Origin of the sequence: Bacillus sp. SJZ110 (assembly GCF_006715455.1) — a bacterium.
In the GTDB taxonomy this organism is placed as follows: Bacteria; Bacillota; Bacilli; order Bacillales; family Bacillaceae; genus Bacillus; species Bacillus subtilis.
In genome coordinates, this window is sequence record NZ_VFNF01000001.1 from 156,829 (window position 1) to 183,430 (window position 26,602).

Sequence of the window (26,602 nt, forward strand, 5' to 3'; positions counted from 1 at the left end):
GAAGCCGAGCTCCCTTTTCCAATCCTATAAACAGACCGCGTTTTTTCTCGAAAAATTACTCTGAAAACAATTGCTGCGGTTTTAATAGTTTTGATAATGCGTTCTCTCTTACACCTTTAGACAAAATATTCATTTTTTCTTTTTTAGACTTAAATCTATGTCGAAAATGATCGTTTGGCATATCTTATACTATCTCCACTAAAGGAGGTGACATTATGGGATTCTACAATTCTGGTGGATACAGTGGAAACTCTGGTTACTCAAACGGTTTCGGGAGCTCCTTCGCTTTGATCGTGGTGCTATTCATTTTGTTGATCATTGTTGGAGCAGCTATCTTTAATTATTAAGTTTAACTTTCCTTGCCTCCGCCGTATCCAACACCTCCCTGTCCGACAGACGCCATAAGAAGTTTTTATGGCGTCTTTGCTATGTGATTCACTAATCATTTTCTAATCCAGAAGCTGTCAAGTTCTACGAGATTTATCGTGTGTTTTCCCACAACGCTTCTGCGTCTTGATCGCGCTGTCTGACTGAGGCTAAAAAAGTCCGGCTCTTAAAAGCCGGACTCCAGACTACCCCCGTTCAACTCTCTTCTAATCCTGCAAGCTGACCGCATAATCCCGCCATACCCGGTACACCGGCACAAGTTCCCCGCCAGCCCTTCTTCTATATCTTTGTCAGAAGGTTGAGGGGTTTCCCGAAACAGTGCTTTAAGCGCAATTATCATTCCTGGGGTACAGTAGCCGCATTGGAAGCCTCCTTCTTCCAGAAAAGCGGTTTGGCAGATATCCAGTTCCTCTTGTTGTACGCCCTCGATTGTTGTAATGGAGTGGCCGTCCACTTGATAAGCCATGGTCATACACGCATTGGCCAGTTTTCCGTCGATTAAAATAGAGCAGGCTCCGCAGCGGCCGATTCCGCAGGACACCTTTGTCCCGGTCAGCTGAAATTCCTTTCTAAGCAAGTCACTCAGATGTGTCGTAGGAATGGCAGCAACCTCCCACTCCTGCCCATTCACGGTCATCCGGAACTGTTCCTTTTTTACAGGAAATGGCCCGGCCTCTTTTACGTCCATTGCTTCAGCCCCTTTCTGTCTATCGCTTCAAGCAGCTCTTCTCTTGAAATTGGCAGCTTGTTTATCCAGCATCCGACCGCATCATGTACTGCCTTTACAATCGCCGGAGTGATGGCGATTGTTCCAATTTCGCCAACACCGCGTGGTCCATATGCATCACCCTTCATTAGTTCTTCTATTGCGATCACCTTCATGTCAGGAACGTCTTTGACTCCAGGGATCAAATAGTGATCTAGATTTTCTGCGGCATAACGGCCGTCCGTCATTTTCGCTTCCTCCATCAGCGTATAGCCGAGTGCCATGGCAGCGCCGCCTTCAATTTGACCTCGATATCCCTGCGGACTGACAACCGGACCTGCCGCAATAGCGTGCTCACAATCTATCAATTTGACATCGCCTGTTAACAGATCTACCTCCACCTCAACGGCAGCCGCTCCAAATGAGTAGAGGAAATGGCCGCCCACCACAGGATCAGGCGTTGTTGGAAAGTCAAAGGCCGTTTCCTCTGCCAAAGGGCCTTTTTCAGCCAGCTCCTTATACGTCACCACGAGCGCCTTTGTGTTTTTGTCACGCAAGCCTGCAGCGCCGGGAATAAGGTTTTCCGCTGAACAGCCGCTCCATTCTGCCGCCCGTTTTTTCAACTGAGATAGAAACGGCTTCTTCAAACGCTGGATCGCGTGCCACACCATGCTTGTGCCGCGGGATGCTGTGGAGGAGCCTGACTTCGGCACTTTTGCAGTATCCCCAATAACAATGGAAATATCCTCTGCGGCACAACCCAGCTCCTCCATGACAATCTGTTCAATCGCTGCTAGAATCCCCTGTCCGCATTCTTCAAATCCAAATGATGCTGTGATTTTGCCTTCACTCGAAAGAGACAAACGGCCTCCTGCCGCATCCATTCGGCCAAACCCCAGCCCGCCGCCGTGCATTGTAATTGCCGCTCCCGTGCCTCTTTGCAGATACCCGCAGTTCCGGCTTGTTTTTTTAAGAATGGGAGATTTAGATATGGCATTCAACACCTGTGCCGCTCCGTCAGTCGATGCAATCCGATGCTCCAGCGGCCCCAAGTCATGCGGTTTTCTGATATTTTTTCTTCTCAGCTCCAGCGGGTCGATGCCGAGCATGCCGCTGAGACGATCGAGATGGGTTTCGAGTGCAAATGTGATTTGGTTGCCGCCAAAGCCCCGAAATTCCCCCGCCACCCCGTTGTTCGTAAATACTGATATTCCTTCAGTCCGGATATTCGGAATACGGTACGGCCCCGCGGCATGCTCGACAGAAAAATCTAGAACGGCAGGCCCAAGCGTGGCGTAAGCGCCTGTGTCCGCCACAATTTTCACGTCGTGCGCCAATAGATTTCCCGAATGATCTGCACCCGTTTTTATCGTAATCTTCATCGGATGGCGCTTAATGCCAGAACGTACAGATTCCTTTCGTGTCTGATGGATTTTGACAGGGCGTCCGCTTTTCAGGGCCAAAAGCGCAGCATACGGCTGAATATTCAGCTCATCCTTCCCTCCGAACGAGCCGCCCATCGGACTTGACACAATTCTGATCTTCTCTTCAGGAATATCAAAAATACGGGCAAGCTGGAAACGGTCTTTATAGCCGTGCTGGGTTCCTGCATACATCGTAAAACCCCCGTCGTCTTCCGGAACGGCTACGCCTCCCTCCGTTTCCATATACGTATGCATCTGCCGCGGCAGCTCATAGGTTTCTTCAAGGACTGTATCAGATGCTTGAAACCCTTCTTCCACATCGCCGTTTGAAAAAAATGCGCGGTGCAGGATATTCCCGTCCTCATGCAGTCTTTGCGCATTCGGCCGAAGCGCTTTTTCTGGTGAATCTATGACTTCCAGCTCTTTATACTCAACTCGAATCAGCTCCAGCGCCGCTTCCGCGATTTCCTCCGTTTCCGCAGCAACCGCGGCGATCGCATCCCCGACATACCGCACCCTGTCCTCACATAAAACCGGCTGATCAGGGATGACAATGCCAAATCGGTTTAAGCCGGGAACGTCTTTATGCGTGACGATGGCTTGCACGCCTTCCATTTTCTCAGCTTTTATGGTGCAAACCGACACAATCTCTGCATGAGGATAAGCACTTCTCAGCACCTTGCCATACAGCATTCCCGGAAAGCTGAGATCGGTCATATATTTCAATTCCCCTGTGACCTTATCCCTTCCATCCGGCCTGACTCTTGACGGTTTGTTGATGATCATTTATTCCCCTCCCTCAGCCATCAGCTCTGCCATGATGACGTTGGCAGCGGCTTTTTTTCTGTATGCCGCTGACATAAAAGCATCTGAGGAAAACGGCAGCTCATGGATAAGTGTTTTGTACAGCTCATGCGAGTCCCACCCTGGTGCCATCCATTTCGCTTCGCTGTCCAATAATCTCCTAGGAGTGATATCGGCATGGCCAGCGGCGAGACGAATGCTGCCGTCTTTCAAAAAACGTCCAGCTGCAACAGCAGCCGCTCCTGTAAAAGCCTGGCGCCTTCCAAGCTTGTGATAAAATACACGCTCTCCCTCCGCCCGCGGGATGATGACACGCGTGACGATAGCCGTTCTAAAGTCTTCCTCACTGAGCCAAGCGCCAAGCGGCAGCCTGATTAGCTCCTTTTGATATACGATAAGCTCAGCACCAAGCACAAGCAGAAGCGGAATGAAATCACCAATTTTACTCGCTATGTTGCCGCCAATCGTGGCACGGCTGCGAATCCCCGGTGCAGCGACAGCGGAAGCAGCGTCACTGAAACAGCCAAGCGCTCTCTTGAGCAAAGGGTTCTTTCTGCATTCATTCAGTGATGTGAGCGCCCCGATCGACACGTGGGTGTCACTGGCGCTGATCCCTCGCATCTCGTCAATCCCTTCAAGGCTGACAAGGTGCTGTTTCGGCAGAGTTCCTTTGTCCCACTGAAGCTGAAGCAGCGTGCTTCCCGATGCGGCACACACATCCGGAGCAAGCTTCTCTAAAAGCGAATAGGCCTCATCAAGCGCTGTCGGCCTCCATAATTGAATATTCATCCTTGCTTTTGTCACTTGGCCGTTCAAGCCATCGCCCTCCTTACCATGTCATATTCCTCGGGTGTATCAATATCGTCCAACTCGCCGCTATCCTTTGCCTCCAAAACCGCTCCTGCTCCAAGCTGTCCGCTTTTCAGGAGCCTGCGAGCCCCTTCATCTCCCGTTAACCCCTTTACATAAGGAAAACAAGCCGACGAGAAGTAGATTGGCGGGGTCAATGCCCCTAAAAACGATGACACGGCAAATGACTCAGGGGCCAGTACCACAAGGGCATTGAGATGATCGACGGAAAGCTGAGGCTGGTCGGCTAACAAAATGACAACGCCGTCCGCCCCCATGCTTTCTGCTTTTCTCACCCCGCTGCTGACTGAATGCCCCTGACCCTTTTCTGCATCTTGGCAAACGTGCAGGCTCCAGCGTTTTTGAAAAGGCGGAGCGTGATACGGCGCTCCTATCCACTCAAGGGAGGCATGTTCTGTCCGCTCGACGACCAGCACGTGATCAAGGCGGGACGACAGAGCAGTTTTCAAGGAAAGTGAGCCTATGTTTTCTCCTTTTAGCGGCAAAGCCAGCTTGTTTTGGCCCATTCTTCTGCTTTTGCCGGCAGCGAGAAACACGCCGATCAGATAGGGGTTTCTCATACAACCGCCACCCGTTTTCTTGTTTGAATAATTTCTGCAACTACACTTACCGCAATTTCCTCTGGACCTTCCGCACCGATTTTCAGCCCGACCGGACTGTAAAAGTGAGACGGAGGATGTTTTCCGTTCAGCAGCCGTTTCGTGCGGTTTGCCGAACCCAACAGTCCAATATAATGGAGGTTTTGAGAAAATAAGAAGTTGATGATCGTTTGATCGTGCTGATAATGATGGGTTGCCACAACAGCTGCATCATGCGGAAAAAATTGAAATTTGCTAAGCATTTGTTCCGGAAAAGCGGTAATCAGCTGATCCGCTTTTGGAAAAAGAGAGGATGTACAATAAGCGGGCCGCCAATCCGTCACAATAACAGAAAACCCTGTGTCAGCCGCCAAATTGGCCAGCGGTACAGTATCCGGTCCCGCCCCAAACAGAATGAGGCGCGGCTTCGGTTCAATTCGCTGAATAAACATGTTAGTGGGTCGATCGAAATGCGGTAAATGAAGCGTTGAAACAGTACGTTGAATAGCTTGCAGAGGCGCGTCCGGCCAGTTGCCAAAATGCCCGTTCTCCATCAGAAATAAATAATGGGAGGATCCAATCTTTGTAACGGAAGTGACAGCTTTGCCTGATTGAAGGCAGTCCCTCACTTTCTCATAGTGCCGCCTTTTTCCCTGAGCGATTCGCTCTGCATGAACATGAATAATGCCATTGCACCCGGCTCCCATGCCCCAAGAAAGATCGTCCTCCGACCGCATGTCGTAGGGAATCAGCGTTGATGTGAGCTGATCGCCCAGCGCACTGATTCTTTGGAATACATCTTCTTCCACACACCCGCCGCTCAGCAAGCCAATCCGTCTGCCATTTTTCTTAAAGAGCATAGAGGCGCCTGCTTTTCGATACGCGGAGCCTTCCACTTGAACAATTGTCGCCAGTACAGCCTCCTCCTGGTCTTCCAGGAGCGTATCTAACATCGTGTGAAAATTCCCCAATGCCGCATCCTCCTCTCGAAAATTGCCGTGAGAAACAACTAGTTCAGCGTGATTTTATAGGTAACTTGTATAAAGAATAGACGATGGAAGAAAAAATGACTCATGATTTGTCAGAAAATGAAACACATAGAAAGAGGATTTGTAAAAAGAGTCAAACGAAGAAAATTAGATTGGAGAAAACACGAAATCATATCTAAAAAGCTTGCGGAGTTCCGCAAGCTTTTCTTTACACCGCTGCCTGGCGGTCAGCGTTTTCATACACATCCAGCGCTGCTTGGAGCGCTTTTCCTGCTTCGATTCCTGCGTTATGTCTAAGAAGCACAGCCTCTAACCCGGCAAGCACGAATAGCACGTTTTCTTTTCTGCAGCTGTACCCCATCGTGCCGATTCTCCAGATCTTCCCTGCGAGCGGGCCGAATGAGCTGGCGATTTCAATACCGAATTGTGCCAGCAGCATGCCACGGACAGACTCGCCGTCAATGCCGCCGGGAATTTCGACACAGGTGACAACAGGCATTTTGCAGCTATCATCTCCAAACAATCTTAGCCCCATTGCCTTTATCCCTGCTGCTAATGCGGCTTCATGGTGCCGATGCCGCTCAAAACGCGCCTCAAGGCCTTCTTCAAGCACCAGTCTGACTCCCTCACGTAAGGCGTACAGCATCGTCGTCGCTTCTGTATGATGATTGAGCCGTCTTTCGCTCCAATAATCCTCAAGCTGGCTCAAATCAAAGTAGTTGCTTGTGATTGGCCGATTTCCCGAAAGCGCTTCCCTGTCAGCTTGTGACGCAATCCCCCGCTCCACCTTTTTACGAGCTGCAATCACGTCCGCCACCCGCTCATTATATGTAATCGGCGCCATTCCTGAGGGCACAGACAAACACTTTTGCGTTCCGCCGATGGCAGCATCAATCTTCCATTCATCGACTTTAACCTCGCAGCCCCCAATCGTTGCGACTGCATCGACGATAAACAATGCATCCTCGGTGCGGCAGGCTTCGCCGATGGCTTTCAGCGGGTGAATCCGTCCTGTCGATGTTTCTCCATGCACCATTGCCACAATTTTCGGCTTTACTTTTTTTATCTCCCGTATGATGTCCTCCGGGTCAAAAACCGTTCCCCATTCGCACTCAAGCATATGAACATTTGCCCCATATCGCTCTGCGATTTCAGTCAGCAAATAACCGAAACGGCCGTAAATGGGAATGAGCACATCATCTTCCGGCTCTATCACACTAGCCAGCACTGCTTCAATTCCCGCCCTTGAAGTGCCGTCAATCGGGTATGCCCAGCGGTTTTTTGTTTGGAACAGCTCCCGAAGCATCTCCATCGTTTCATTCATAATACCTGTAAACGCCGGATCAAATTGGCCGACAACCGGGGTGCTCATTACTCTTAATACACGCGGATCAACCTCAACAGGCCCTGGCGTCATAATCGTTCTTAACGGGGTGCATAATTCTCTTCTGCCTGACACAGCCATTCCTCCTTTATCAGTAAGCCAGTTTGTATAATAAATCAGTCAGTGCGCGGACGCCGATCTCGAGCTGTCTGGCTGACGTATATTCCTTCGGTGAGTGGCTGACGCCGCCTCGGCTCGGCACAAACAGCATACAAGCAGGATAGCGCCTTCCGATCATTTGCGCGTCATGCCCTGCTCCGCTCACCATTTCCTCACAGCTGAAGCCGTTTTCTAATGCTGTTTCAAAAGCCGCAGCCTTCAGCCTTTCGTCCATCGGCACAGGCTCTATCCGCATATATTCATCAATCACGGCGCGAATTCCTTTTTGTAGGCAAATGCCGTTGATCAAAGCAACCATGTCTTGATGAAACTGCTCCAGCACATGCTGATGCTGATGGCGAATATCGATTGAAAACTGGACGCGGCCCGGTATGACATTGGCTACATTGGGCTCTGCCGTTATTTTTCCGCATGTCAGACGGAGCTCCTCCGGCAACTCCTCCGACCGCAGCAGCAGCTCATGAATGATACGGCTGCTGGCTGCGAGCGGGTCCTTGCGCCATTTCATGGAGGTGGTTCCCGCATGATTGCATTCCCCCTCCAGCGTGACGAGATATCGCCTCTGACCCGCAATGCTTGTCACAATCCCGAGATCCCGTCCTGACATTTCCAATGTCTGTCCCTGTTCAATATGGAGCTCAACAAAAGCGCTGATATCTGTCCGATATGCTGCCTGAAACACACCTTTGCCAAAACCGTTCTCATGCATCGCATGTTGCAGTGAGACTCCTGATTCGTCTCTTGGCTCTGCTCCATCCTGTAATGAAAAAACACCCGTCATATTCCCTGATCCCCAATAGGTCATTGGAAAACGGCTGCCCTCCTCCTCACATAAAGATACCGCTTCGAGTGTTTTTTTCGGCGCTCCATATGTCTCTTTGAGCCGCTTTATCGCAAGCATTGCCGCCAGAACACCATAGGCGCCGTCGTATTTTCCCCCATTGATGACAGTATCGATATGTGAACCGGTTACAATGACTTCATCCGGAGACTGGGTGCCCGAAAGCCTTCCAAACACATTGCCGACATCGTCGAATCTTGTTTCAAGCCCGAAAGAAGACATTTCCGTTTTCACAGCAAGCTGTGCGTCCATCCACTCTTTTGTGTATAAAAGCCTCGTTACGCCGCCATCCGCAGACGCACCGTATTGGGCGAGCCATTCAATATAATCTGTGATGCTGTTTTTTACTGAAAGCTTCTGCTTTTCCATGTACTCCCCCCTCTGGCCGCTATGGTGACTTCATTATAGAAGGAGCAACATGATAGTTCATTGACAGATTAACCAAAAAAACGTTTATTTTTTAGTCACAGTATCCATCCAGCAACCAGATTCACCCTACATGTCACAACTATTTTGATGTAAAGGTCAAAAGAAAACACGGTAAGGAAGAGAGCCAGCAAGAGCGAAAAAGAGGGTCAAAATGCCTTTCATATGAACAAGCTAAGCTGGAGAGGCGATGTTCGCGGAACGGATGAAAACAGAAATGCCGGCAGCCCGCAAAAACAGGACCTAAAGGTATGGGAACAGGAGATTTCCGCCTCCTCCAAAGGAACTAATTTACAATTTTAATGAAAAATATACAAAATGACACTTCAATCCTTTATTTCAATTTTAGATAATAGACATGATCTGATAAAAGGAGGGCAAGTGATGACAAAAAAAGCATGGTTTCTGCCGCTCGTCTGTGTATTACTGATTTCCGGATGGCTTGCGCCGGCAGCTTCAGCAAGCGCGCAAACCGCATTAAGCCTTAATGACCGATTGGCGTCTTCCCCTTCAGGAACGGGAAGCCTTCTCTCATTAGCCGCCCCAGCTGCACCCTATGCTGACACAGATACCTATTATGAAGGGGCTGAAGGTAAAACAGGAGACTCGCTAAAAAGCACCCTGCACCGTATTATCAGCGGACACACGATGCTGTCCTACAGCGAAGTGTGGAACGCGCTGAAAGAAACGGATGAAGATCCGAGAAATCCGAATAACGTCATCCTGCTCTATACGAAAGAATCGCGGTCCAAAAACCTGAACGGCGGGAATGTCGGCGATTGGAACCGCGAGCATGTCTGGGCGAAATCCCATGGCGATTTTGGTACGAGCAAGGGACCTGGTACTGATATTCATCATTTGCGCCCGGCTGATGTTCAAGTTAACAGCGCCAGAGGAAATATGGATTTTGACAATGGCGGCACTGAATATGCGAAGGCACCCGGAAATTATTATGACGGCGATTCATGGGAGCCCCGCGATGATGTGAAAGGCGATGTTGCCCGCATGCTGTTTTACATGGCTGTCCGTTACGAGGGTGATGACGGCTATCCTGATCTTGAGCTTAATGATAAGACAGGCAACGGCTCAGCTCCTTATCATGGCAAACAATCTGTCCTGCTCGAATGGAATAAGCAGGATCCGGTTGACGACCGCGAGCGGAAAAGAAATGAAATCATTTATGAAAAATATCAGCACAACCGCAATCCATTTATCGACCACCCTGAATGGGCGGATGAGATTTGGCCGTAAGAAAAAGGTGCTCCTTTTTAGGAGCACCTTTTTCTAATACACAGCCTCTTCCGTTTCCACATCGAAAAAGACGACGTGGTCCATTTTCACTGAGAGCTGGATTAAATCGCCTGCATCGATTCGCGTGTTTCCGTCCAGACGGACCTTGAGCCGCTCATCCCCAGCCATGACATGCACTATGAGCTCCGAGCCCAAATTTTCATTCACTTCCACCTTCGCTTGAAACACTGAATCAAACAACTGGTCATTTCCTGTCATTTGTGTGATGTGCTCCGGCCGTACACCGGCAATCATCTGTTCTCCGGCATATCCCTTTTCCTTCAGCCGCTTTGCTTTTTCTTCAGGAATATGAAGCCGGATCGAAGAATTTGTGAAAAACAGCTCGCCATGCTGCTGTTCTATGATGCCTTTCAAAAAGTTCATCCCAGGAGAGCCAATGAAGCCTGCGACAAACAAATTGGCCGGGTAATGATAAATGTCATGAGGTTTCGCCACTTGCTGGATTTCCCCTTCATTCATGACGACAATCCGATCTCCCATTGTCATTGCTTCGGTCTGGTCATGCGTGACATAAATGATCGTTGCCTCTAATCGCTGGTGCAGCTTGCTGATTTCTGTCCGCATCGTCACTCTTAGTTTTGCATCCAGATTAGAAAGCGGCTCGTCCATTAAAAAGACCTTCGGCTCCCGCACAATCGACCTGCCAAGCGCCACCCTTTGCCGCTGCCCGCCGGAGAGCGCCTTCGGTTTTCTCTTCAGCAAATGTTCAATTTCTAAAATTCTAGCTGCCGCATGAACCCGCTCGGCAATTTCCTGTTTCGCCATCTTTCTGAGCTTTAATCCAAACGCCATATTATCAAAAACCGTCATATGCGGATAAAGCGCATAGTTCTGGAATACCATCGCAATATCACGTTCTTTCGGCGGAAGATCATTGACCCGCTCCCCATCAATAAGAAGATTTCCTTCAGAAATGCTTTCTAATCCAGCCACCATCCGCAGCGTTGTTGATTTTCCGCATCCTGACGGCCCCACCAGCACCAAAAGCTCCTTATCCTTTACATCTAAATCAAAGTCCTTCACGGTTAATTGTGAGTGATATGATTTTTTGACGTGTTCAAATGTTAATGAAGCCATCAGAAAAGTCCCCCTATCTTTTGACCCGTTATTTCGTCACTGGAAACAACTTGGTCTTTCTGTTATTTTTAGAGTAATCGATTCCCATTTTTGCTATATTTCTAAAATAAAAAATGTAAATTTGTATTATAACGTCATAATACATTATAATATAAATAATAGGTTAAAAGGAGGCTACCCTTTGTTAAACAACGGAAGTTCTACACCTTTATACATTCAGCTAAAACAAATCATCACTGATGACATCAAAAAGGGCGTGTATTCCCCAACCGCCAAGCTGCCTACCGAAAACGAGCTTTGCACCAAGTATAACGTCAGCCGCATCACCGTCAGGAAAGCCATTCTCGATTTAGTCGAAGAAGGCTATCTGATCAGGCAGCAGGGAAAGGGAACGTTCGTTAAAAGCCCTAAATTAAAACGAGAGCTGATCGCTGTAAACGGCTACTCGGAATTTATGGAATCAACCGGCAAAAAACCGAAGCATCATGTGCTGTCCCATGACATCATTCCAGCGTCAAAACCCATCGCAGAAAAGCTTCAAATCCATCCCGAGAGCCCTGTCGTTGAATTAAAACGGATTTTATATAATGATGATCAGCCTCTCACCTTTGAAGTGACGCATTATCCGCTTGATTTGTTTCCCGGCATTGATACCTTTATTGCTGACGGCGTCTCCATGCATGATATTTTGAAACAGCAATACAAAGTTGTACCCACGCACAATACGAAGCTATTAAACGTTGTATATGCCCAACAGGAGGAAAGCAAATACCTGGATTGTGATATCGGGGATGCGCTGTTTGAAATTGATAAAACGGCTTTTACATCAAACGACCAGCCAATCTATTGCTCATTGTTTTTGATGCACACAAACCGTGTCACTTTTACCATCAACAGCCCCTACACATAACAGGCATAAAAAACGAGACACTGCTTATAGTATTCTCGTTTTTTCACTGCTTCCCCCGTCCTCCAAGCGATAAGGATAGCCATAGCCGAAAGCTCCGTACACACCGCAAGTTTTCGCAGCCGTTTCAGCAGCCTGGCGCAAAGCATACGTTATATCCTGCTTCACGCAAAAGGCAGTCAAAAAGCCTGCTATAAAAGAATCTCCCGCTCCAAGTGTATCTATTATATCAGCTTCCACAATCGGCTGATGATAGACTCGATCACCCGCAGACAGGATTGCTCCTTGGCCCCCTCGGGTCATACAAACCATTTTGGCTCCGTACCCATGAGCTGTTTTGGCAAGCTCACCGCATTCCGACTCACTCAAATCGCTTCCTGAAAAAAACGCATACGTCACATAAGGACAGACCCTCCTCAAATAATCATCCTCCCGATTGGTTGAAAAATCAAATGAGACAGGGACCAGCCCGCACAGCTGCGGAAGATCGTTCTCAAGCCTGCTGTACACGCTCGTATGCAGCAGATCATGCCCGCTGATAAAAGATACATCTTTCTCCTGAAACGCGAGGCGAAGCCGGGACTGAATGCCGCCTTTATTTGACCTGACAAAAATGCGGTCCCCCTGTTCATCAAGGGTGACAATCGCCATCCCGTTTTCTCCGTGCGCCTGGCGGATATAATCTGCATTGACCTGCTCCAGCTTGAGAACGTTCAACAGATGCGCCGCGGCTTCGTCATTGCCGACGATTCCGATATAGGAAGACTCATGCCCGAGCCGCTTGGCAAGCACAGCAACGTTTAAGGCATTTCCTCCCGGGTAAAATGTTTCTTGATCCTGGTAGTAATCTACAACATTATCTCCAACCGCAATCAATTTCATAGCGCTTCCTCCTTTATCCTTTTACACTGCCGCTTGCAATCCCGCGGACAAAATATTTCTGCATCAATAAAAATAGAATAATAATCGGCGCGGCTGAAATCGTTAACCCCGCCAGCAGGACGCCCCAGTCTGTCTGCAGCGCGTCTCTGAACTGCATCAGCCCAGCTGGAATGGTCCGCAAATTCTCATCATCTATGAAAATAATCGCAAACATAAACTCATTCCATGTATGGTAAGCCGTCAAAATGCCGGATGTCACCAAAATTGGCACGCTCATTGGTAAGAAAATTCTGAAAAATACTCCAAAACTTGTACACCCATCCAAATAGGCCGCCTCCTCCAATTCTTTTGAAATAGAAAGAAAATAAGAGCGGATCAAAATGATGGTGAATGGGATCCGATAAGCCGCATACGGCAGGATTAACGCCCAATACGTATTGTACAGGCCAAGCGACTGAATAATAGAATAAAGCGGCACAAGACTGACCTGCGGCGTCAGCATCAATCCGCCAAGACATAGCACCAAAAAGAATCCTTTTCCTTTAAACTCAAACCGGGAAAGGCCATACGCTGCCCATGCACTGATAAAGACAGTGATCACACACGTCAGCGCCGTAACGATGACACTGTTCATAAAATAAGAAGAAATCCCCTGGTTCCAGGCGGAAACAAAATTTTCCGGATGCCACGAAGACGGCAGCGACCAGCTGTGCTCAAAAATATCGTCAGAGTTTTTAAAGGCGCTCATCACCATCCAGAGAAGCGGATAGGCAATCGCAATCAGATAAAGAAACAGAAAAACCCACACAGACGTTTCTCCGATATACCATTTTCGTCTAGGCTTATCTTTAACCTCAATGTGCTGGTCAGGCACAGGCTCCAATCTGAACGAATCTGTCTTCTTCTGAGGCAGCATCAGTTACTCCTCCTTTCCGGTTTTAAAGAACTTCATTTGCATGAGCGATAATGCAAGCGTAATGATTAACACGACAGTGGCAATCGCTGAGGCGTAGCCCATCATATCCTTTGTAAAGGCGCTTTTATATAAAAACGTGCTCAAGACTTCTGACGCGTTTCCCGGCCCGCCGCCTGTCAAAATGTACGGCTCATTAAAGACCGTAAAGGCCCCGGTCAGCGTCATGACCACCGCAACAAAAGACATCTCTTTCGTCTGGGGAACAGTAATATGAAAAAACTGCTGAATTTTACCCGCGCCGTCAAGCCGGGCCGCTTCATACAGTTCATCCGGTATTTTTTGAATCGACACGATGTACAGCATCGCAATATAACCGACAGATTGCCACTGGGACACAAAAATGACAGAAAGCATAGCTGTGCTGTCATCCCCGAGCCAGGCCCTCGTCAGCTGATCAAGACCGATGGCCTGAAGCAGCTGATTCAAAAGCCCTGTCTCCGGATTGTAAATAAAATCAAACAAAAGCGCGATCACCGTCATTGAGATGACAACTGGCAAAAAGAAAACGGTACGAAAAAACGGCGACCATTTTCTGACCAGCTTATCCTCAAGCACCGCCGCCAAAATCAAACCGCCAAATACCTGGCATACAATTGAGATCACTGCATAAAGCACATTATTGGTAAGTGCCTGATAGAAGACAGGATCATGAAATAATTCAACATAGTTTTTTAAGCCGATAAACGTTTTTTCCGGAGAAAATGAGCTCCACTGAAACAGGCTGAGGAATACATTCTCAAAAATCGGGATATAAACGAAAAGTAAAAAAACGAGAGCGGGCACCAAAAACAAATAGGGGATTATTTTATTCTGATTGACCAAGGGTATCTCATCTCCTTTATAAAAAGAAAAGGTGCGAAGCTTCACCTTTTCTTTGATTTATTCAGCTGACGCCCTCACCTGCTTTGCTGCCTTTTGAACGGCTTTCATCACCTGCTGCGGTGTCATGTCGCCGCCAAGCATTTGCTGGACGCCCGTTAGGTACGCATCTGCGACTTCAACATCGACATCCATATCAAACCATGGAACCATTGATTTGGCATCAACAATATGCTGAACGGCTTCACGCTGAATAGCTGTTGCATTTTCTTCAGTAGCCGTACCTTGCACTGCACTGTATTTCCCGACATCTTTCACGAGCTTTTCGCCCATTTTTTTCGACGTCAAGAACTGCAAAAATTCCATTGCTTCCTTCGGATGTTTTGTTCTTGAGGAGATCATGAATCCTTCCGGCGCTCCCGTTAACGCTTCTGAAGATCCTTTTTGTCCGCTGATTTCAGGGAATGGGAACATCCCCAGATTAACCGGTTCAACCAGCTTGATTTCCGCTGTTTCCGCATATATCATCGCCGACTTTTCGCTCTTAAATTGCTGTCTCACATATTCGTGGTCGACGGAGTTTACATGTTTATTAAAATAAGGCATCAGCTCCTGAAGCTTTTCAAGGGCTTTTACATAGCCTTCATCAGTAAATTCACCCGTTTTGGCGTTATAGTCCTTGTCTCGCGTTTTTTCATCGACCATCCGCTGATTAAGCGTGCCGATATAGTGCGAGATTGTCCAAGTCGCCTTTGTTCCGAAGCTGATCGGTGTGTAGCCATGTTCTTTCAGCTTTTTTGACACATCGATTAATTCATCCCACGTCTTCGGGGGATCAAGATTCAGCTTTTGGAAAATGTCTTTATTATAGAAGAATGATTTAGCGTCCATTTGCCACGGTACGCCATATTGCTTGTTTTCATAAGTAAATGGTGTAATTTGCGATTGAACGAGCTGTGATGACCAATCGGTGTCATTTTTGTAGTAGGACGAGAGATCAAGTGCTTTATTGCCTCTGATAAATTTAAAAGCAAACTCATCGCTCCAAGAGAAGTAAATGTCAGGAGGGCTGGTGGTTCCCAGCATGACCTTAATTTTATCTTTATAGGAGTCATTTAAAACGGCTTCAATTTGAATATCGATATCTGGGTGTTCTTTTTCAAATTCCTTAACAACCTCTTCAAAATAACTTTTTTCCGGCTCCTTCGGCCATCTGTGGAAAAATTTCAATGTCACCTTTCCGTCCGCTGAACTGCTTTGGCTCGAACAGCCTGCAATGGTGAACATACTGACAGCTGCAATGATCAAGAACAACAACATTTTCTTCAAAGGGTTGGCCTCCTCTGGACATTAGACTATAATGTTATATAACATTATAGTCTAATGCATAATGGTTCCTCATTTTCAGATCAATACTCAACTTTCCACATGTATCTTCTATGAGATAAAGGATGATTTCTCGCCTCTGCCAGCTCGTCTGCATAGCTTCTCAGCACACGATTGAGAACGAGCGGAGCAAGGTAGCCTTTAACTGAATCGTCAATTGCAGTGAAGTCGTAAGATGCAGCATCAAGCACAGTGAGCTTTTTGCCATACTTTTTCGAGAAGGTAAGCGCCCGCTCTTCAAGAGGTCTTGTTTCATCTAAACCGAGCAGGATGATAAACGGCACGGATTCATCAATAATTTCAAACGGTCCGTGAAAATATTCTCCGGCATGAATGGCGTGGGAATGAATCCATTGCATTTCCATGAGAATGCAGATGCTGTAGGAGTAAGCGACACCGTAGTTTGCACCGCTTGCCATGGTATAAATAATGCTTTCTTTTTCATGGGCTTTTGCAAATTGCTTGGCGTTGTCAGCTTCCTGCTTAAGGGCTTTTTCATATACAGCCTGCAATTGATCTAAGCCTTCAATTGCTTGTTGGAATTTCGTATTGTTTTCTAATACTTGCAGGGTTCCAAAAACGATTTGATACAAAACGCCATAGTTTGTATTGATCGCAAGCGCCTCATCACCCCAATCGTACTGGGCAACATATTGCGCTTCCTGCGCTAAAGGAGACTCCGGTTTAAACGTCATCGCAATCGTAAGTGCGCCCTTGCCCCTTGCAAACGCAGCAGCTTTGACTGTCTCCGGGGTATTTCCCGAATGCGAGCACAAAATAACAAGAGACTTTTCACCAAGCTGAACAGGGTTGCGCTGAATAAATTCGTTGGCGCTGTAGAGGTCGGAGTTTATTGATTTTGACTCTCTGTCAAACACATACTTACTCGGATACATAATGGCAGAAGACCCTCCGCATGCGACAAAGAATACATGATCAATGGTTTTCCCTTTCAAATCCTGCAAGAAAGCTTGAACCTCACGATTTACTTTTGCTGTGGCCTGACTCAAATCCTTCACTCCCCGTTTTTATTATATAACGTTATATAACATTATATATTGTTATATTAAAGTCCGCGGGTAGGATTGTCAATGTTATTTTCTGAAATTTCTCAATAATTTATTCGGATGACAGACAAAGGGTCTATATTTGAAAAAATGCCCAAATCAAAAGCCAGAACTTGACTTAAGCTCTGGCTTCGCTGTTCAATCCGCAGACTGACGTCTTATTTAAAAAATACCTTGTCTATATTGTACTTCGAGTGCTGTGTATTGATGATATATGTTTCGTAAATCTCTCTTTCCATTGGATCATCAACTACACATACCTCGATTTTATATACTTCATCTCTGTGATGTTTGATCGGTGAAACAGTGTCTTCGAAATGCTTCTTAATTCTCTGTCTTAACTTTCTGGCTTTACCGACAAACAGCAGCTCGTCATGAATGTTGTAAAACATAAAAATGCCGCCTTTGTCCCTTGGGATCTGGTGAAAGTCGATGAATCCGTGAATCGGTTTTATCTTCGGCTCGTTATCATTAGCTGACTGCTGTCGTTCAGTGATGGTGACATTCGGTGCGGGTATATCAATTTTTATCAAAATCAGTTCACGTCCTCTTTTTCATTAAAGATAAATGCTAACACATACAGAAAAGAAAAGCTAGAACAGCTTTACTATATTTGTTTGTTATGCTCTTGCTTATTATGCAAGTGCTCCGGCTGGATGATAAGGACTAAGGTCTAATTCTGTCTGCTTTCCAAGAACTAGCTTTGCGAGCTCTGCACCCAAGAACGGCCCCATCGTCAGTCCAGAAGCACCCAAACCGTTTGCAGCATATAATCCTTGAACATTCGGCACGGCCCCTACGACCGGCAGAAATCCCGGTGTAAACGGCCTGAAGCCCACTCTTGTTTCAACAGCAGCCGCATCAGCAAGACCCGGTGCAACGGCTAACGCTTTGCTCAATACTTCGTGCTGACCTCCGGCTGTCACACGAAGATCATCAAGGCCTGCATCGTTTTCGTGTGTGGCGCCGGCTACAATTCTGCCGTTATCAAACGACAGAATGTACTGATCACTCGGCGGCATTACAACCGGCCACGATCCTGTATCTGCATCTGTCATTTCAAAATGCATAATCTGCGCTTTTTGAAATGACACTTGAAAATGAATGCCGAGAGGCTTCAATATCTCATTGGCCCATGCTCCCGCCGTCACAATGACCGCGTCAGCCGCAATCTGCTTTGCATCTGTTTGCACGCCGGTGACTGTTCCGTTTTCAAAAAGCAAAGACGCATTTCCTTTGATGACCGTTGCGCCGCGTTTCTCTGCAGCGCTTAAAAGCGACCGGCACAGCGCTCTTCCGTTCACACGGGCGGCACCGCTGATATGAACCGATTCATAGCCGTCAGCTAAAATCGGAAACAGCTTTTTCGTTTCACTTGCAGACAAGCGGGTAATGTCGCCGATTTCCGGCGCATCCTCCCGTCTCTTATACGCTCTTTCCTCCATTTTATCGAGTTTAGACGCGTCAGTATGAATGCTGATGGCACCGACACGTTTGTATCCTGTATCCGTTTCACCGTCTTTTTCCAATTGATGGATTAAATCCTTATAGTACCGGGCTCCCCCCTTAGCAAGCTGGTACCAATCCTGATTACGGCGTTGCGAGAGCCATGGACAGACGATCCCCGCCGCCGCATCAGTCGCTTGTCCCGGCTCTTTCCGATCAATGACAGTAACGCGAGCGCCTGATTTTGCGAGATGATAAGCCGTCGACGCGCCCAGAATCCCTGCGCCGACGATGATGTACGATTTCATATGCAAACACCTTTTCTATTATAATGTCTATTCATTTTACCAAATAGAATGCTTTCCTTCGACCTTTTGCCCTAATGTGGAAAAACCGCGAAGTTCGTCCAATCTCTTTACTCTCCTATCGAATATCCTGTCACTATCAATAGAGAAAGGATGATAGCATGAGCGAAAATCGTCATGAAAATGAAGAAAACAGACGCGATGCGGCAGTCGCAAAAGTCCAAAACAGCGGTAATGCAAAAGTCGTGGTCAACGTGAATACAGATCAGGATCAGGCACAGGCGCAGTCACAAGACGGAGAAGACTAATGAACGAAAACATCATTCCTCTCAACAGACATACTCAAGAGATACCCACTACTGAATCTGTTATCAAAAACAGCGGCAACTCAGAGGTCCATATCGACATTCACATTGATACAATGCCAATTGCTTTTGCTATATTATGCTCTGCATTAGCCGCAAAGCAAATGACAAAAGAGGAATTCGATATGGCTTATACTCAATTGCGAGAGATGAACAGAGAAACTAACAGCAGATCATCCGTAAAGCAAATTATCAATCAAGAGACAGAAGAAGAGTAAAAAACCGCGGCCCCTCGGCCAGCGGTTTTTCTTCTGGATACAAAAAGGACGCGACTGAAAACCAGTCACGTCCTTTTTTATGAAGGAATTAACCGAATGAACTTTAATTAATCGTAAATAATACAGTTATAATTTTTGATTAGAATTCACCAATAAATCGTTTAGAAATATGGTTATTTCATGCATTGATTACTCCTATACAATGTGAATAAGGTTACCCGCATGTATCGTCGAAGACAGCTATTGTGACTTGGCTCAAATAACCCAGCCAATCCTAAAAAGATAAGTCCTGAGAATACTAGTTAATAGTTGTAAAAAATTTGAACATGCAAAGTATCAGATACTTATTTAATCTCCAATATTTCCTTCATATACTTTTTAAATGCTTCATTCTTCCAGAATCCCAGACGAATCCCGTCAATTCCTCTAGTCATCAAAATATAGTAAATGTTCAACACAAATAAGGTAAACTCTTGTGCATTTTTAGGGCTTTCATCGTCTTTTGAGAACTTACCGTTTACATTATGAAAATTCTCTGGATTACCGAATAACCGACCCTTTGCGTCGACTTGCAGATCATTGCCGATTAAAACACCGACTTTATTCAAATCGATTCCCTGAACTGCGAAGACAGAGCCAATCTGATCTTCGGCATCGGCATCCTCTGAAAAAACCCAATTTTCTTGAGTAGAATTCCATCTTCGTTTGATATTCCCTTCATGCCAATGAGTGATCGAATGGTCTTTGCCATCAGCCTGCTTCCAAGGTTCAACTAATCCACCTAACACGCGGTTTATGTGTTCAGGATTGAAATTTCTGTCTTCTTCTACCCAATCAATCAAATTCTTTAAAGGTTCTGTTTCAAAATATCCAAAATAAGCATCTGCATCATCATCATGAAAAACCGCTCTGTTAAAATTCGGGTTAAAATTCGTTGCTTCTTGTTCTAATAGACCTGTATCCTTATACAAAAGATATTTTATGCCATTTACGAAATCCTCTGATGTATAGTTCTTGCCTTTTGGAGCTTGAATTCTAAATTGCGTTGTTAAGTATCTCTTTTCAAAATCTGTGGTTGCTTCCTTAAATTGCGCACGTGTCATATTGGCAGGGCGAATAGCTTGCAATACATCATACATTAACACAATTTGACGACCTAATTTTTTTAAGCACTCTAAGTGGTTCTCATCCTGTGCAAATCTTCCTTTATACACACTATTAAAAGATGCCATTTGCTTTGAAAATTTTCTGGAAAGCTTATGAGATTCGTCAACAATTACAATATCATAATTTTCATCGTCATTAATCAACTTTGTCGAAGTAGCAAGTGTAAGGTTACTGTTGTTCATTCCATATACTCTAAAGATTTGCTTTGCCGTTTTAATCCAGTTAGGCTGCAAAACGACTGCTATTCTATGATTAGGTTTATCATTCAACAGCTTAGCGACCAAATGAGTCAGTAGCACGGTTTTGCCAGTACCTGCATCACCATTAATCACAAAGCTTATATCAGGATTTGATTCAATCTCATCTAGAATGTCTATTTGCTGTTCTGTTATTACTTTGATTGGGCTATATTTGACCAGTGCTTCATTGCGCAACTTCTTTAAAGTCGGTGTGCTTACCCATCCATTAGGGTATAGCTCGTTTTCCCAAAAAGGCAAAACAACTTCTGAAGCAACCTTTTCTTGGTCTCGATAGGCATTGACGCTGATACCCTTATTTCCATTAGTAATGTCATCATTGTCATAATGAACCAGTTGCTTTCTAGAGTTTGAATTCTCTGCCTTAAAGTATGTGATTAGCTGGCTTTCGACATCATATAAAGCTGTACCACCATCTAAATAAACTGAACAAAGAATAATCACTTGGTCGAAATCTGCATTATTAAATCTTTCATCTTCACCATTGTAGTGTTGCTTATTCCGCACAGTAAATTGTTTCGTTTGTCCAATGTAAATCTTTTTCGACTTCGACCCTTTATAGATATAAACGACATTGCCATTTTTAAGGATATTTTGTTCAGGCTGACGAAGTCTATCGAAACCATCCAATTCTCCATTTTTCACTTTCAATGTTATACATTTGTACTTAGCCATTGCTTAATCCACCTCATCCAGTTCATTATATTTCTTTTTTTGACCAAAGCTTTTGGGAACTGGATATTTCCGGGCATTTTTATTTAATTTTTCGGCTATGATTTCATCAATATCAAATCCTAGATTATCAGCCATCATATAAGAGTAAATCAGCACATCTGCCAGTTCTTCTTTAAGTCGCTCAAGATTTCCCTTGGATTCCTCTGGTGTTTTCCATTGAAATAATTCCAATAATTCATTGGCTTCTAAAGAGATGGAAATGGCCAGATCTTTTTCATTATGAAATTGCCGCCAGTTGCGCTCATCTCTAAATTGATTAATCCGCTGCATTGTTTCACTCATAATAATTCCCTTTCATTCCTTCCAGAAAATGTTTCCTTATCTCTTAATTATTGAACCAGATATAAGTTTCTTTTCTAGCAATCCTTCCATATTTATGTACATATTTAGTTTATGTTACGAACCTTTCTTCTTCAACTATCCTGCCCCGTTAATTCAATATAAAGAGCAGCTAAATTAAATAGCTGTATAAGAACAGAACTAACATAAAGCTTCGGGGGTCGAATATAGGGGCCACACACTGTCTTGTGCTTGAATGAGGTGCATCCCTTCCCTGATTTATGTATCGAAAAGATTGGGGCATAAAAACAACAAGTGAAACCATCATATAATGGAAAAAATCGAACAGGATGAACTTGCAAAATTCGCATCTTACATATCAAGATAATAAAAGCTTGGCAAAAAGTTGGCATGACAGAAACTTGGCACGTATCAAAAATAAGAAAAACCCTTGATAAACAAGGGTTAATCGTTAGTTATCCAATAGAACCTTCCATTTCGAACTTAATCAAACGGTTCATTTCAACTGCGTATTCCATTGGAAGCTCTTTTGTGAATGGCTCGATAAAGCCCATTACGATCATTTCAGTTGCTTCTTCTTCAGAAATACCGCGGCTCATCAAGTAGAAGAGCTGCTCTTCAGATACTTTAGACACTTTCGCTTCGTGCTCCAATGAAATGTTATCATTTAAGATTTCATTGTAAGGAATTGTGTCTGAAGTTGATTTGTTATCCATAATGAGCGTATCGCACTCGATGTTAGAGCGAGCGCCTTCCGCTTTGCGTCCGAAGTGGACGATTCCGCGGTACGTTACTTTTCCGCCCTGTTTTGAAATCGATTTTGATACGATTGTAGATGATGTGTTTGGTGCAAGGTGAATCATTTTCGCACCTGCATCCTGATGCTGGCCTTTACCTGCAAGAGCGATAGAAAGCGTCATACCGCGCGCGCCTTCGCCTTTTAGGATACAAGCCGGATATTTCATTGTCAGCTTAGAACCGATGTTGCCGTCGATCCATTCCATTGTTGCGTTTTCTTCACAGACTGTACGCTTTGTTACAAGGTTGTAAACGTTGTTCGCCCAGTTTTGGATCGTTGTATAACGGCAGTAGCCGCCTTTTTTCACGATGATCTCAACGACCGCACTGTGAAGTGAGTTTGTTGTGTAAACAGGCGCAGTACAGCCTTCAACATAATGAACGCTTGCTTCTTCGTCAACAATGATCAGTGTACGTTCGAACTGACCCATGTTCTCAGAGTTGATACGGAAGTAAGCTTGAAGCGGTGTTTCAACCTTCACGCCTTTAGGCACGTAGATGAAAGATCCGCCCGACCAAACAGCTGAGTTAAGCGCCGCAAACTTGTTATCAGTCGGCGGGATTACTTTTGCCCAGTGCTCACGGAAAATATCTTCATTCTCTTTCAGCGCGCTGTCAGTGTCTTTAAAGACAATACCTTGCGCTTCAAGATCTTCTTTCATGTTGTGGTATACAACCTCAGATTCGTACTGAGCAGAAACACCCGCAAGGTATTTTTGTTCAGCTTCAGGAATACCGAGCTTGTCGAATGTTTGCTTAATTTCTTCAGGAACTTCATCCCAAGAACGCTCTGAACGCTCAGACGGTTTTACGTAGTACGTAATTTCGTCAAAGTTCAGTGAGTTTAAATCTCCGCCCCATTGAGGCATCGGCATGTTGTAGAAATGCTCAAGTGATTTCAAGCGGAAGTCAAGCATCCATTGAGGCTCTTCTTTCATGCGAGAAATTTCTTCTACGATTTCTTTTGTCAATCCGCGCTCTGAACGGAAAATGGAAACGTCCTTGTCGTGAAAACCATACTTGTATTCACCAATATCAGGCATTTTTTTAGCCATCCATTTTCACTCCAATCCTTTTAATTGCCGCCTTCTTCTTTCGCGACTCCTTTTTCAAGTGCTTTCCATGAGAGGGTTGCACATTTGATACGGGCCGGGAATTTTGAAACGCCTTGAAGGGCTTCAATATCCCCGAGATCTATAGAATCATCATACTCTTTCCCTTGCATCATATCCGAGAAAATCTTAGACATGGAAAGGGCAGTTTCAATATCTTTCCCTTTAATCGCCTGAGTCATCATCGAAGCGGATGCCATTGAAATGGAACAGCCTTCCCCTTCAAATTTCGCATCTTCCACGATGTCTCCGTCAAGCTTCATTGTCAGTCTGATGCGGTCGCCGCATGTCGGATTGTTCATATCCACGACGATGCTGTCATTCAAAACCCCTTTATTGCGCGGGTTTTTGTAATGATCCATAATCACCTGTCTGTACAATGTATCTAAGTTTGCATTAAAAGACATTTGTAAAATACTCCTTTGTCTTTTGAAGAGCTTCCACAAGCTTATCAATCTCTTCCTCTGTATTATACAGATAAAAGCTTGCTCTTGCAGTAGCAGTTACATCCAGCCATTTCATCAGCGGCTGCGCACAATGGTGGCCGGCTCTGACTGCGATTCCCTCCGCATCAAGCACAGTAGCCACATCGTGCGGATGAACATCATCAAGGTTAAATGTGACAAGCCCGGCACGCTCTTCCGGCCCGTAAACCGTTACGCCGTCAAGCTGGCGGAAGCGTTCAAGCGCATAAGCTGCAAGCTTGTGCTCATGGCGGGAAATCTCATCAAGACCGATTTCTTCGAGAAAATCAATGGCGGCACCGAGGCCGATTGCTCCTGCAATAATCGGCGTACCCGCTTCGAATTTCCACGGAAGCTCTTTCCAAGTTGATTCATAAAGCCCGACAAAGTCGATCATTTCACCACCGAATTCGGCAGGCTCCATGTTTTCCAGCAGGGCTTTCTTTCCGTACAGCACACCAACACCGGTAGGTCCGCACATTTTATGGGAAGAAAGCGCAAAGAAGTCGCAATCGAGATCCTGCACGTCAATTTTCATGTGAGGCGTGCTTTGTGCTCCGTCCACCACAATGACAGCCCCATTGTCATGAGCGATTTTAGCCATTTCTTTAATCGGGTTGACCGTGCCGAGGACATTAGATACATGAGACACCGCAACAATTTTTGTGTTGCTTGTGACCGTTTCTCTGACGTCTTCTAAAGAAATCGTTCCGTCTTCCTGCAGCGGAATATATTTTAATGTGGCGCCAGTTGCTTTTACAGCCTGCTGCCACGGAATGATATTCGCATGATGCTCCATGTAGGTGATGACCACTTCATCACCAGGTTCCAGGTTGGCGCGTGCATAGCTTAACGCCACCATATTCAGTGATGTGGTCGTGCCTTTTGTGAAAATAATCTCAGCCATTGACTTCGCGTTAATAAACTTGCGGACTTTTTCACGCGCTCCTTCATAACCATCTGTCGCTCTGGTTCCAAGTGTATGGACGCCCCGGTGAACATTGGAATTGTATTGGTTATAATACTTATCCAGTGTTTCAATGACAGCACGCGGCTTCTGGGAAGTCGCCGCGCTGTCGAGATAAACGAGATCATGTCCGTTCACTTGCTGATGAAGGATCGGGAACTGTTCACGAATATCTGTGATATTCATTACTTCACTTTCCTTTCGATAACAGAAACTAATTGTTTCTTAACGCCTTCAATCGGAAGTTCATTTACTACCGGTGCAAGGAATCCGTAAATGACTAAGCGTTCTGCTTCTTCTTTCGGAATTCCGCGGCTCATCAGGTAGTAAAGCTGAATAGGGTCCACACGGCCGACAGATGCCGCATGTCCTGCAGTTACATCGTCTTCGTCAATTAAAAGAATAGGATTTGCGTCTCCGCGTGCTTTTTCGCTAAGCATCAGCACGCGTGATTCTTGCTCCGCATTCGCTTTAGAAGCGCCATGTTCGATTTTGCCGATTCCGTTAAAGATAGAAGAAGCGGAATCCTTCATCACACCGTGCTTCAAGATATAGCCTTCAGAAGCTTTACCGAAATGGATGATTTGTGTTGTGAAGTTTTCTGTTTGCTCTCCTCTTCCGACAACAACTGTTTTCGTATCGCCGTATGTGCCGTCACCGTAAAGGTTTGTTGTATTTTCGGAAATCGTGTCGCCGTCGTTCATCAGGCCAAGAGCCCACTCGATTTTGCTGTCGCGTCCGCGCGCAGCACCGCGGCGGTTCACATAAGTTGTCACACCGCTTGACAGATTATCCACCGCACCGTATGTCACGCTGGCATTATCACCTGTGATGACCTCACTGATAATATTGAAGACAGCGTCTTTCGGGTTTACAGTGCTGATGTAGTTTTCTACATATGTTACAGAGCTGTGGTCTTCAGCCACAATCAGCACGTGGTTGAATAGAGCTGTATCATTGCTTTCGTGGACATAAACAGCCTGAACCGGCGTCTCCACCTGAACATTTTTCGGAACATAAAGGAATGCTCCTCCGTTAACAAGAGCCGCGTGAAGTGCAGTTAACTTATGTTCGTCAACTTTCACGCCGTCCTTCATAAAGTATTTCTCCACCAAGTCGCTGTGCTCACGTGCAGCAGTCAGAATATCAGTGAAGATGACGCCTTTGTCTTTCAATTCTTGAGAAAGAGAAAGATATGCCGGCGTCTGGTCACGCTGTACGTATAATGTTTTATCTTCGTTTTCAACGTCGATCAGCGCTTTTACTTCATCAGTCAAATCTTCTAATGAAGAAAGCGGTTCGTTATCCACTGTATGCTTCGCGAAATTCGTGAAGTTCCAGTTTGTGATTTTTGTTTTGTCAGGTTTCGGCATCGGCAGATCCTCAGCTTGTTCAAGAGCCTGTAAGCGCAGGTTCTTCAGCCAGGCAGGTTCTTGGTGCTTTTCGGAAAAGCTTTTGAGATACTCCTGATCTACGGATAGTTTTGTACCTAGTGTCATATTAATCCCCCTAAC

Annotated in this window: 27 protein-coding genes; 6 read left to right on the forward strand and 21 right to left on the reverse strand. The window is 45.7% G+C overall.

All coding sequences use genetic code 11. From position 1 onward, the window contains the following. The first annotated feature begins 215 nt into the window (after nucleotides 1–215). Nucleotides 216–347: a YhzE/YjcZ family sporulation protein YuzJ gene (gene yuzJ / locus FB592_RS00790; protein WP_009968115.1), complete on the forward strand. Its 132-nt coding sequence runs from the start codon at nucleotides 216–218 to the stop codon at nucleotides 345–347. A gap of 206 nt (nucleotides 348–553) precedes the next feature. On the opposite strand, the gene pucE is transcribed toward yuzJ, so the two are convergent. The 7 genes from pucE to allC form a co-directional block, all read right to left on the reverse strand. Continuing rightward, entirely contained in the window at nucleotides 554–1,075 is a 522-nt protein-coding gene (gene pucE, locus FB592_RS00795; RefSeq protein ID WP_049139625.1) for a xanthine dehydrogenase subunit E, read from the reverse strand. Continuing rightward, nucleotides 1,066–3,303: a xanthine dehydrogenase subunit D gene (pucD, locus tag FB592_RS00800; RefSeq protein WP_072173653.1), complete on the reverse strand. Its 2,238-nt coding sequence runs from the start codon at nucleotides 3,301–3,303 to the stop codon at nucleotides 1,066–1,068. The genes pucE and pucD overlap by 10 nt, the downstream gene beginning before the upstream one ends. After that, nucleotides 3,304–4,137: a xanthine dehydrogenase subunit C gene (gene pucC / locus FB592_RS00805; RefSeq protein WP_072173652.1), complete on the reverse strand. Its 834-nt coding sequence runs from the start codon at nucleotides 4,135–4,137 to the stop codon at nucleotides 3,304–3,306. Then, nucleotides 4,134–4,751: a xanthine dehydrogenase accessory protein PucB gene (gene pucB / locus FB592_RS00810; RefSeq protein ID WP_072173651.1), complete on the reverse strand. Its 618-nt coding sequence runs from the start codon at nucleotides 4,749–4,751 to the stop codon at nucleotides 4,134–4,136. The genes pucC and pucB overlap by 4 nt, the downstream gene beginning before the upstream one ends. Beyond that, nucleotides 4,748–5,740: an XdhC family protein gene (locus tag FB592_RS00815; protein WP_141949164.1), complete on the reverse strand. Its 993-nt coding sequence runs from the start codon at nucleotides 5,738–5,740 to the stop codon at nucleotides 4,748–4,750. The genes pucB and FB592_RS00815 overlap by 4 nt, the downstream gene beginning before the upstream one ends. Before the next feature lie 226 nt (nucleotides 5,741–5,966). Continuing rightward, nucleotides 5,967–7,217 carry a (S)-ureidoglycine--glyoxylate transaminase gene (pucG, locus tag FB592_RS00820; protein WP_072175166.1) on the reverse strand — a complete coding sequence of 417 codons (1,251 nt, stop codon included), beginning with the start codon at nucleotides 7,215–7,217 and terminating at the stop codon, nucleotides 5,967–5,969. A gap of 16 nt (nucleotides 7,218–7,233) precedes the next feature. Further along, nucleotides 7,234–8,472 (reverse strand): allantoate deiminase, encoded by a 1,239-nt coding sequence (allC, locus tag FB592_RS00825; RefSeq protein ID WP_049139632.1) that lies wholly within the window; start codon nucleotides 8,470–8,472, stop codon nucleotides 7,234–7,236. 222 nt (nucleotides 8,473–8,694) lie between these two features. Here allC and FB592_RS00830 point away from each other — a divergent pair, with 222 nt between their 5' ends. Continuing rightward, on the forward strand, nucleotides 8,695–8,832 hold the full coding sequence (locus FB592_RS00830; protein WP_139020861.1) for a hypothetical protein: 138 nt from the start codon (nucleotides 8,695–8,697) through the stop codon (nucleotides 8,830–8,832). Nucleotides 8,833–8,913: 81 nt separating this feature from the next. Next, nucleotides 8,914–9,780, forward strand: coding sequence for an endonuclease I family protein (locus tag FB592_RS00835; protein ID WP_042974677.1), 867 nt, complete (start codon nucleotides 8,914–8,916; stop codon nucleotides 9,778–9,780). Between the two features lie 33 nt (nucleotides 9,781–9,813). Here FB592_RS00835 and FB592_RS00840 read toward each other — a convergent pair whose 3' ends face one another. After that, nucleotides 9,814–10,917, reverse strand: a complete 1,104-nt coding sequence (locus FB592_RS00840; protein WP_064671609.1) for an ABC transporter ATP-binding protein — start codon at nucleotides 10,915–10,917, stop codon at nucleotides 9,814–9,816. Nucleotides 10,918–11,098: 181 nt separating this feature from the next. Between FB592_RS00840 and frlR the strand changes: the two genes are divergently transcribed. Further along, the gene (gene frlR, locus FB592_RS00845) at nucleotides 11,099–11,827 is read left to right on the forward strand and encodes a transcriptional regulator FrlR (RefSeq protein ID WP_014480777.1); all 729 of its coding nucleotides are present in this window, start codon (nucleotides 11,099–11,101) and stop codon (nucleotides 11,825–11,827) included. 24 nt (nucleotides 11,828–11,851) lie between these two features. On the opposite strand, the gene frlD is transcribed toward frlR, so the two are convergent. From frlD to FB592_RS00880, 7 genes are all read right to left on the reverse strand, one after another. Further along, nucleotides 11,852–12,706: a fructosamine kinase FrlD gene (gene frlD, locus FB592_RS00850; RefSeq protein WP_003228626.1), complete on the reverse strand. Its 855-nt coding sequence runs from the start codon at nucleotides 12,704–12,706 to the stop codon at nucleotides 11,852–11,854. A 13-nt stretch (nucleotides 12,707–12,719) separates the two neighbouring features. Continuing rightward, nucleotides 12,720–13,622: a carbohydrate ABC transporter permease gene (locus FB592_RS00855; protein WP_003228625.1), complete on the reverse strand. Its 903-nt coding sequence runs from the start codon at nucleotides 13,620–13,622 to the stop codon at nucleotides 12,720–12,722. Nucleotides 13,623–13,625: 3 nt separating this feature from the next. Then, nucleotides 13,626–14,504, reverse strand: coding sequence for a carbohydrate ABC transporter permease (locus FB592_RS00860; protein WP_014477910.1), 879 nt, complete (start codon nucleotides 14,502–14,504; stop codon nucleotides 13,626–13,628). 57 nt (nucleotides 14,505–14,561) lie between these two features. Beyond that, nucleotides 14,562–15,830 carry an ABC transporter substrate-binding protein gene (locus FB592_RS00865; protein WP_072173646.1) on the reverse strand — a complete coding sequence of 423 codons (1,269 nt, stop codon included), beginning with the start codon at nucleotides 15,828–15,830 and terminating at the stop codon, nucleotides 14,562–14,564. 80 nt (nucleotides 15,831–15,910) lie between these two features. Further along, nucleotides 15,911–16,897: a fructosamine deglycase FrlB gene (gene frlB / locus FB592_RS00870; protein WP_015251278.1), complete on the reverse strand. Its 987-nt coding sequence runs from the start codon at nucleotides 16,895–16,897 to the stop codon at nucleotides 15,911–15,913. A 215-nt stretch (nucleotides 16,898–17,112) separates the two neighbouring features. Next, nucleotides 17,113–17,487 carry a nucleotide excision repair endonuclease gene (locus FB592_RS00875; protein WP_003228617.1) on the reverse strand — a complete coding sequence of 125 codons (375 nt, stop codon included), beginning with the start codon at nucleotides 17,485–17,487 and terminating at the stop codon, nucleotides 17,113–17,115. 102 nt (nucleotides 17,488–17,589) lie between these two features. Further along, nucleotides 17,590–18,708 carry an NAD(P)/FAD-dependent oxidoreductase gene (locus FB592_RS00880; RefSeq protein WP_021480556.1) on the reverse strand — a complete coding sequence of 373 codons (1,119 nt, stop codon included), beginning with the start codon at nucleotides 18,706–18,708 and terminating at the stop codon, nucleotides 17,590–17,592. Between the two features lie 158 nt (nucleotides 18,709–18,866). Here FB592_RS00880 and sspG point away from each other — a divergent pair, with 158 nt between their 5' ends. Continuing rightward, nucleotides 18,867–19,013 carry an acid-soluble spore protein SspG gene (sspG, locus tag FB592_RS00885; RefSeq protein WP_015384584.1) on the forward strand — a complete coding sequence of 49 codons (147 nt, stop codon included), beginning with the start codon at nucleotides 18,867–18,869 and terminating at the stop codon, nucleotides 19,011–19,013. After that, the gene (locus FB592_RS00890) at nucleotides 19,013–19,288 is read left to right on the forward strand and encodes a hypothetical protein (protein ID WP_124072754.1); all 276 of its coding nucleotides are present in this window, start codon (nucleotides 19,013–19,015) and stop codon (nucleotides 19,286–19,288) included. The genes sspG and FB592_RS00890 overlap by 1 nt, the downstream gene beginning before the upstream one ends. Nucleotides 19,289–19,632: 344 nt before the next feature. Here the strand turns inward: FB592_RS00890 and FB592_RS00895 are convergent, their stop codons facing one another. The 6 genes from FB592_RS00895 to sufD form a co-directional block, all read right to left on the reverse strand. Beyond that, on the reverse strand, nucleotides 19,633–21,387 hold the full coding sequence (locus FB592_RS00895; RefSeq protein WP_103803713.1) for a DUF2075 domain-containing protein: 1,755 nt from the start codon (nucleotides 21,385–21,387) through the stop codon (nucleotides 19,633–19,635). Between the two features lie 3 nt (nucleotides 21,388–21,390). After that, nucleotides 21,391–21,729, reverse strand: coding sequence for a nucleotide pyrophosphohydrolase (locus FB592_RS00900; protein WP_103803712.1), 339 nt, complete (start codon nucleotides 21,727–21,729; stop codon nucleotides 21,391–21,393). Between the two features lie 473 nt (nucleotides 21,730–22,202). Then, nucleotides 22,203–23,600 carry a Fe-S cluster assembly protein SufB gene (gene sufB, locus FB592_RS00905; RefSeq protein ID WP_003228608.1) on the reverse strand — a complete coding sequence of 466 codons (1,398 nt, stop codon included), beginning with the start codon at nucleotides 23,598–23,600 and terminating at the stop codon, nucleotides 22,203–22,205. Between the two features lie 20 nt (nucleotides 23,601–23,620). After that, the gene (gene sufU / locus FB592_RS00910; protein WP_003222809.1) at nucleotides 23,621–24,064 is read right to left on the reverse strand and encodes a Fe-S cluster assembly sulfur transfer protein SufU; all 444 of its coding nucleotides are present in this window, start codon (nucleotides 24,062–24,064) and stop codon (nucleotides 23,621–23,623) included. Next, nucleotides 24,054–25,274, reverse strand: a complete 1,221-nt coding sequence (gene sufS, locus FB592_RS00915; RefSeq protein WP_015714668.1) for a cysteine desulfurase SufS — start codon at nucleotides 25,272–25,274, stop codon at nucleotides 24,054–24,056. Before sufS ends, sufU begins: the two co-directional genes overlap by 11 nt. Beyond that, nucleotides 25,274–26,587, reverse strand: a complete 1,314-nt coding sequence (gene sufD / locus FB592_RS00920) for a Fe-S cluster assembly protein SufD (RefSeq protein ID WP_014480787.1) — start codon at nucleotides 26,585–26,587, stop codon at nucleotides 25,274–25,276. Before sufD ends, sufS begins: the two co-directional genes overlap by 1 nt. Nucleotides 26,588–26,602 lie beyond the last annotated feature (15 nt).

Excerpts from the sequence above, each read along its gene's own strand:
- sufB (WP_003228608.1), bottom strand. The coding sequence starts at position 23,600 with ATGGCTAAAAAAATGCCTGATATTGGTGAATACAAGTATGGTTTTCAC.
- FB592_RS00890 (WP_124072754.1), top strand. The coding sequence starts at position 19,013 with ATGAACGAAAACATCATTCCTCTCAACAGACATACTCAAGAGATACCC.
- pucE (WP_049139625.1), bottom strand. The coding sequence starts at position 1,075 with ATGGACGTAAAAGAGGCCGGGCCATTTCCTGTAAAAAAGGAACAGTTC.
- yuzJ (WP_009968115.1), top strand. The coding sequence starts at position 216 with ATGGGATTCTACAATTCTGGTGGATACAGTGGAAACTCTGGTTACTCA.
- sufU (WP_003222809.1), bottom strand. The coding sequence starts at position 24,064 with ATGTCTTTTAATGCAAACTTAGATACATTGTACAGACAGGTGATTATG.
- FB592_RS00840 (WP_064671609.1), bottom strand. The coding sequence starts at position 10,917 with ATGGCTTCATTAACATTTGAACACGTCAAAAAATCATATCACTCACAA.
- frlD (WP_003228626.1), bottom strand. The coding sequence starts at position 12,706 with ATGAAATTGATTGCGGTTGGAGATAATGTTGTAGATTACTACCAGGAT.
- sufS (WP_015714668.1), bottom strand. The coding sequence starts at position 25,274 with ATGAATATCACAGATATTCGTGAACAGTTCCCGATCCTTCATCAGCAA.
- pucD (WP_072173653.1), bottom strand. The coding sequence starts at position 3,303 with ATGATCATCAACAAACCGTCAAGAGTCAGGCCGGATGGAAGGGATAAG.
- FB592_RS00895 (WP_103803713.1), bottom strand. The coding sequence starts at position 21,387 with ATGGCTAAGTACAAATGTATAACATTGAAAGTGAAAAATGGAGAATTG.
- FB592_RS00835 (WP_042974677.1), top strand. The coding sequence starts at position 8,914 with ATGACAAAAAAAGCATGGTTTCTGCCGCTCGTCTGTGTATTACTGATT.
- FB592_RS00900 (WP_103803712.1), bottom strand. The coding sequence starts at position 21,729 with ATGAGTGAAACAATGCAGCGGATTAATCAATTTAGAGATGAGCGCAAC.
- FB592_RS00855 (WP_003228625.1), bottom strand. The coding sequence starts at position 13,622 with ATGCTGCCTCAGAAGAAGACAGATTCGTTCAGATTGGAGCCTGTGCCT.
- FB592_RS00830 (WP_139020861.1), top strand. The coding sequence starts at position 8,695 with ATGAACAAGCTAAGCTGGAGAGGCGATGTTCGCGGAACGGATGAAAAC.
- FB592_RS00880 (WP_021480556.1), bottom strand. The coding sequence starts at position 18,708 with ATGAAATCGTACATCATCGTCGGCGCAGGGATTCTGGGCGCGTCGACG.
- allC (WP_049139632.1), bottom strand. The coding sequence starts at position 8,472 with ATGGAAAAGCAGAAGCTTTCAGTAAAAAACAGCATCACAGATTATATT.
- sspG (WP_015384584.1), top strand. The coding sequence starts at position 18,867 with ATGAGCGAAAATCGTCATGAAAATGAAGAAAACAGACGCGATGCGGCA.
- pucB (WP_072173651.1), bottom strand. The coding sequence starts at position 4,751 with ATGAGAAACCCCTATCTGATCGGCGTGTTTCTCGCTGCCGGCAAAAGC.
- sufD (WP_014480787.1), bottom strand. The coding sequence starts at position 26,587 with ATGACACTAGGTACAAAACTATCCGTAGATCAGGAGTATCTCAAAAGC.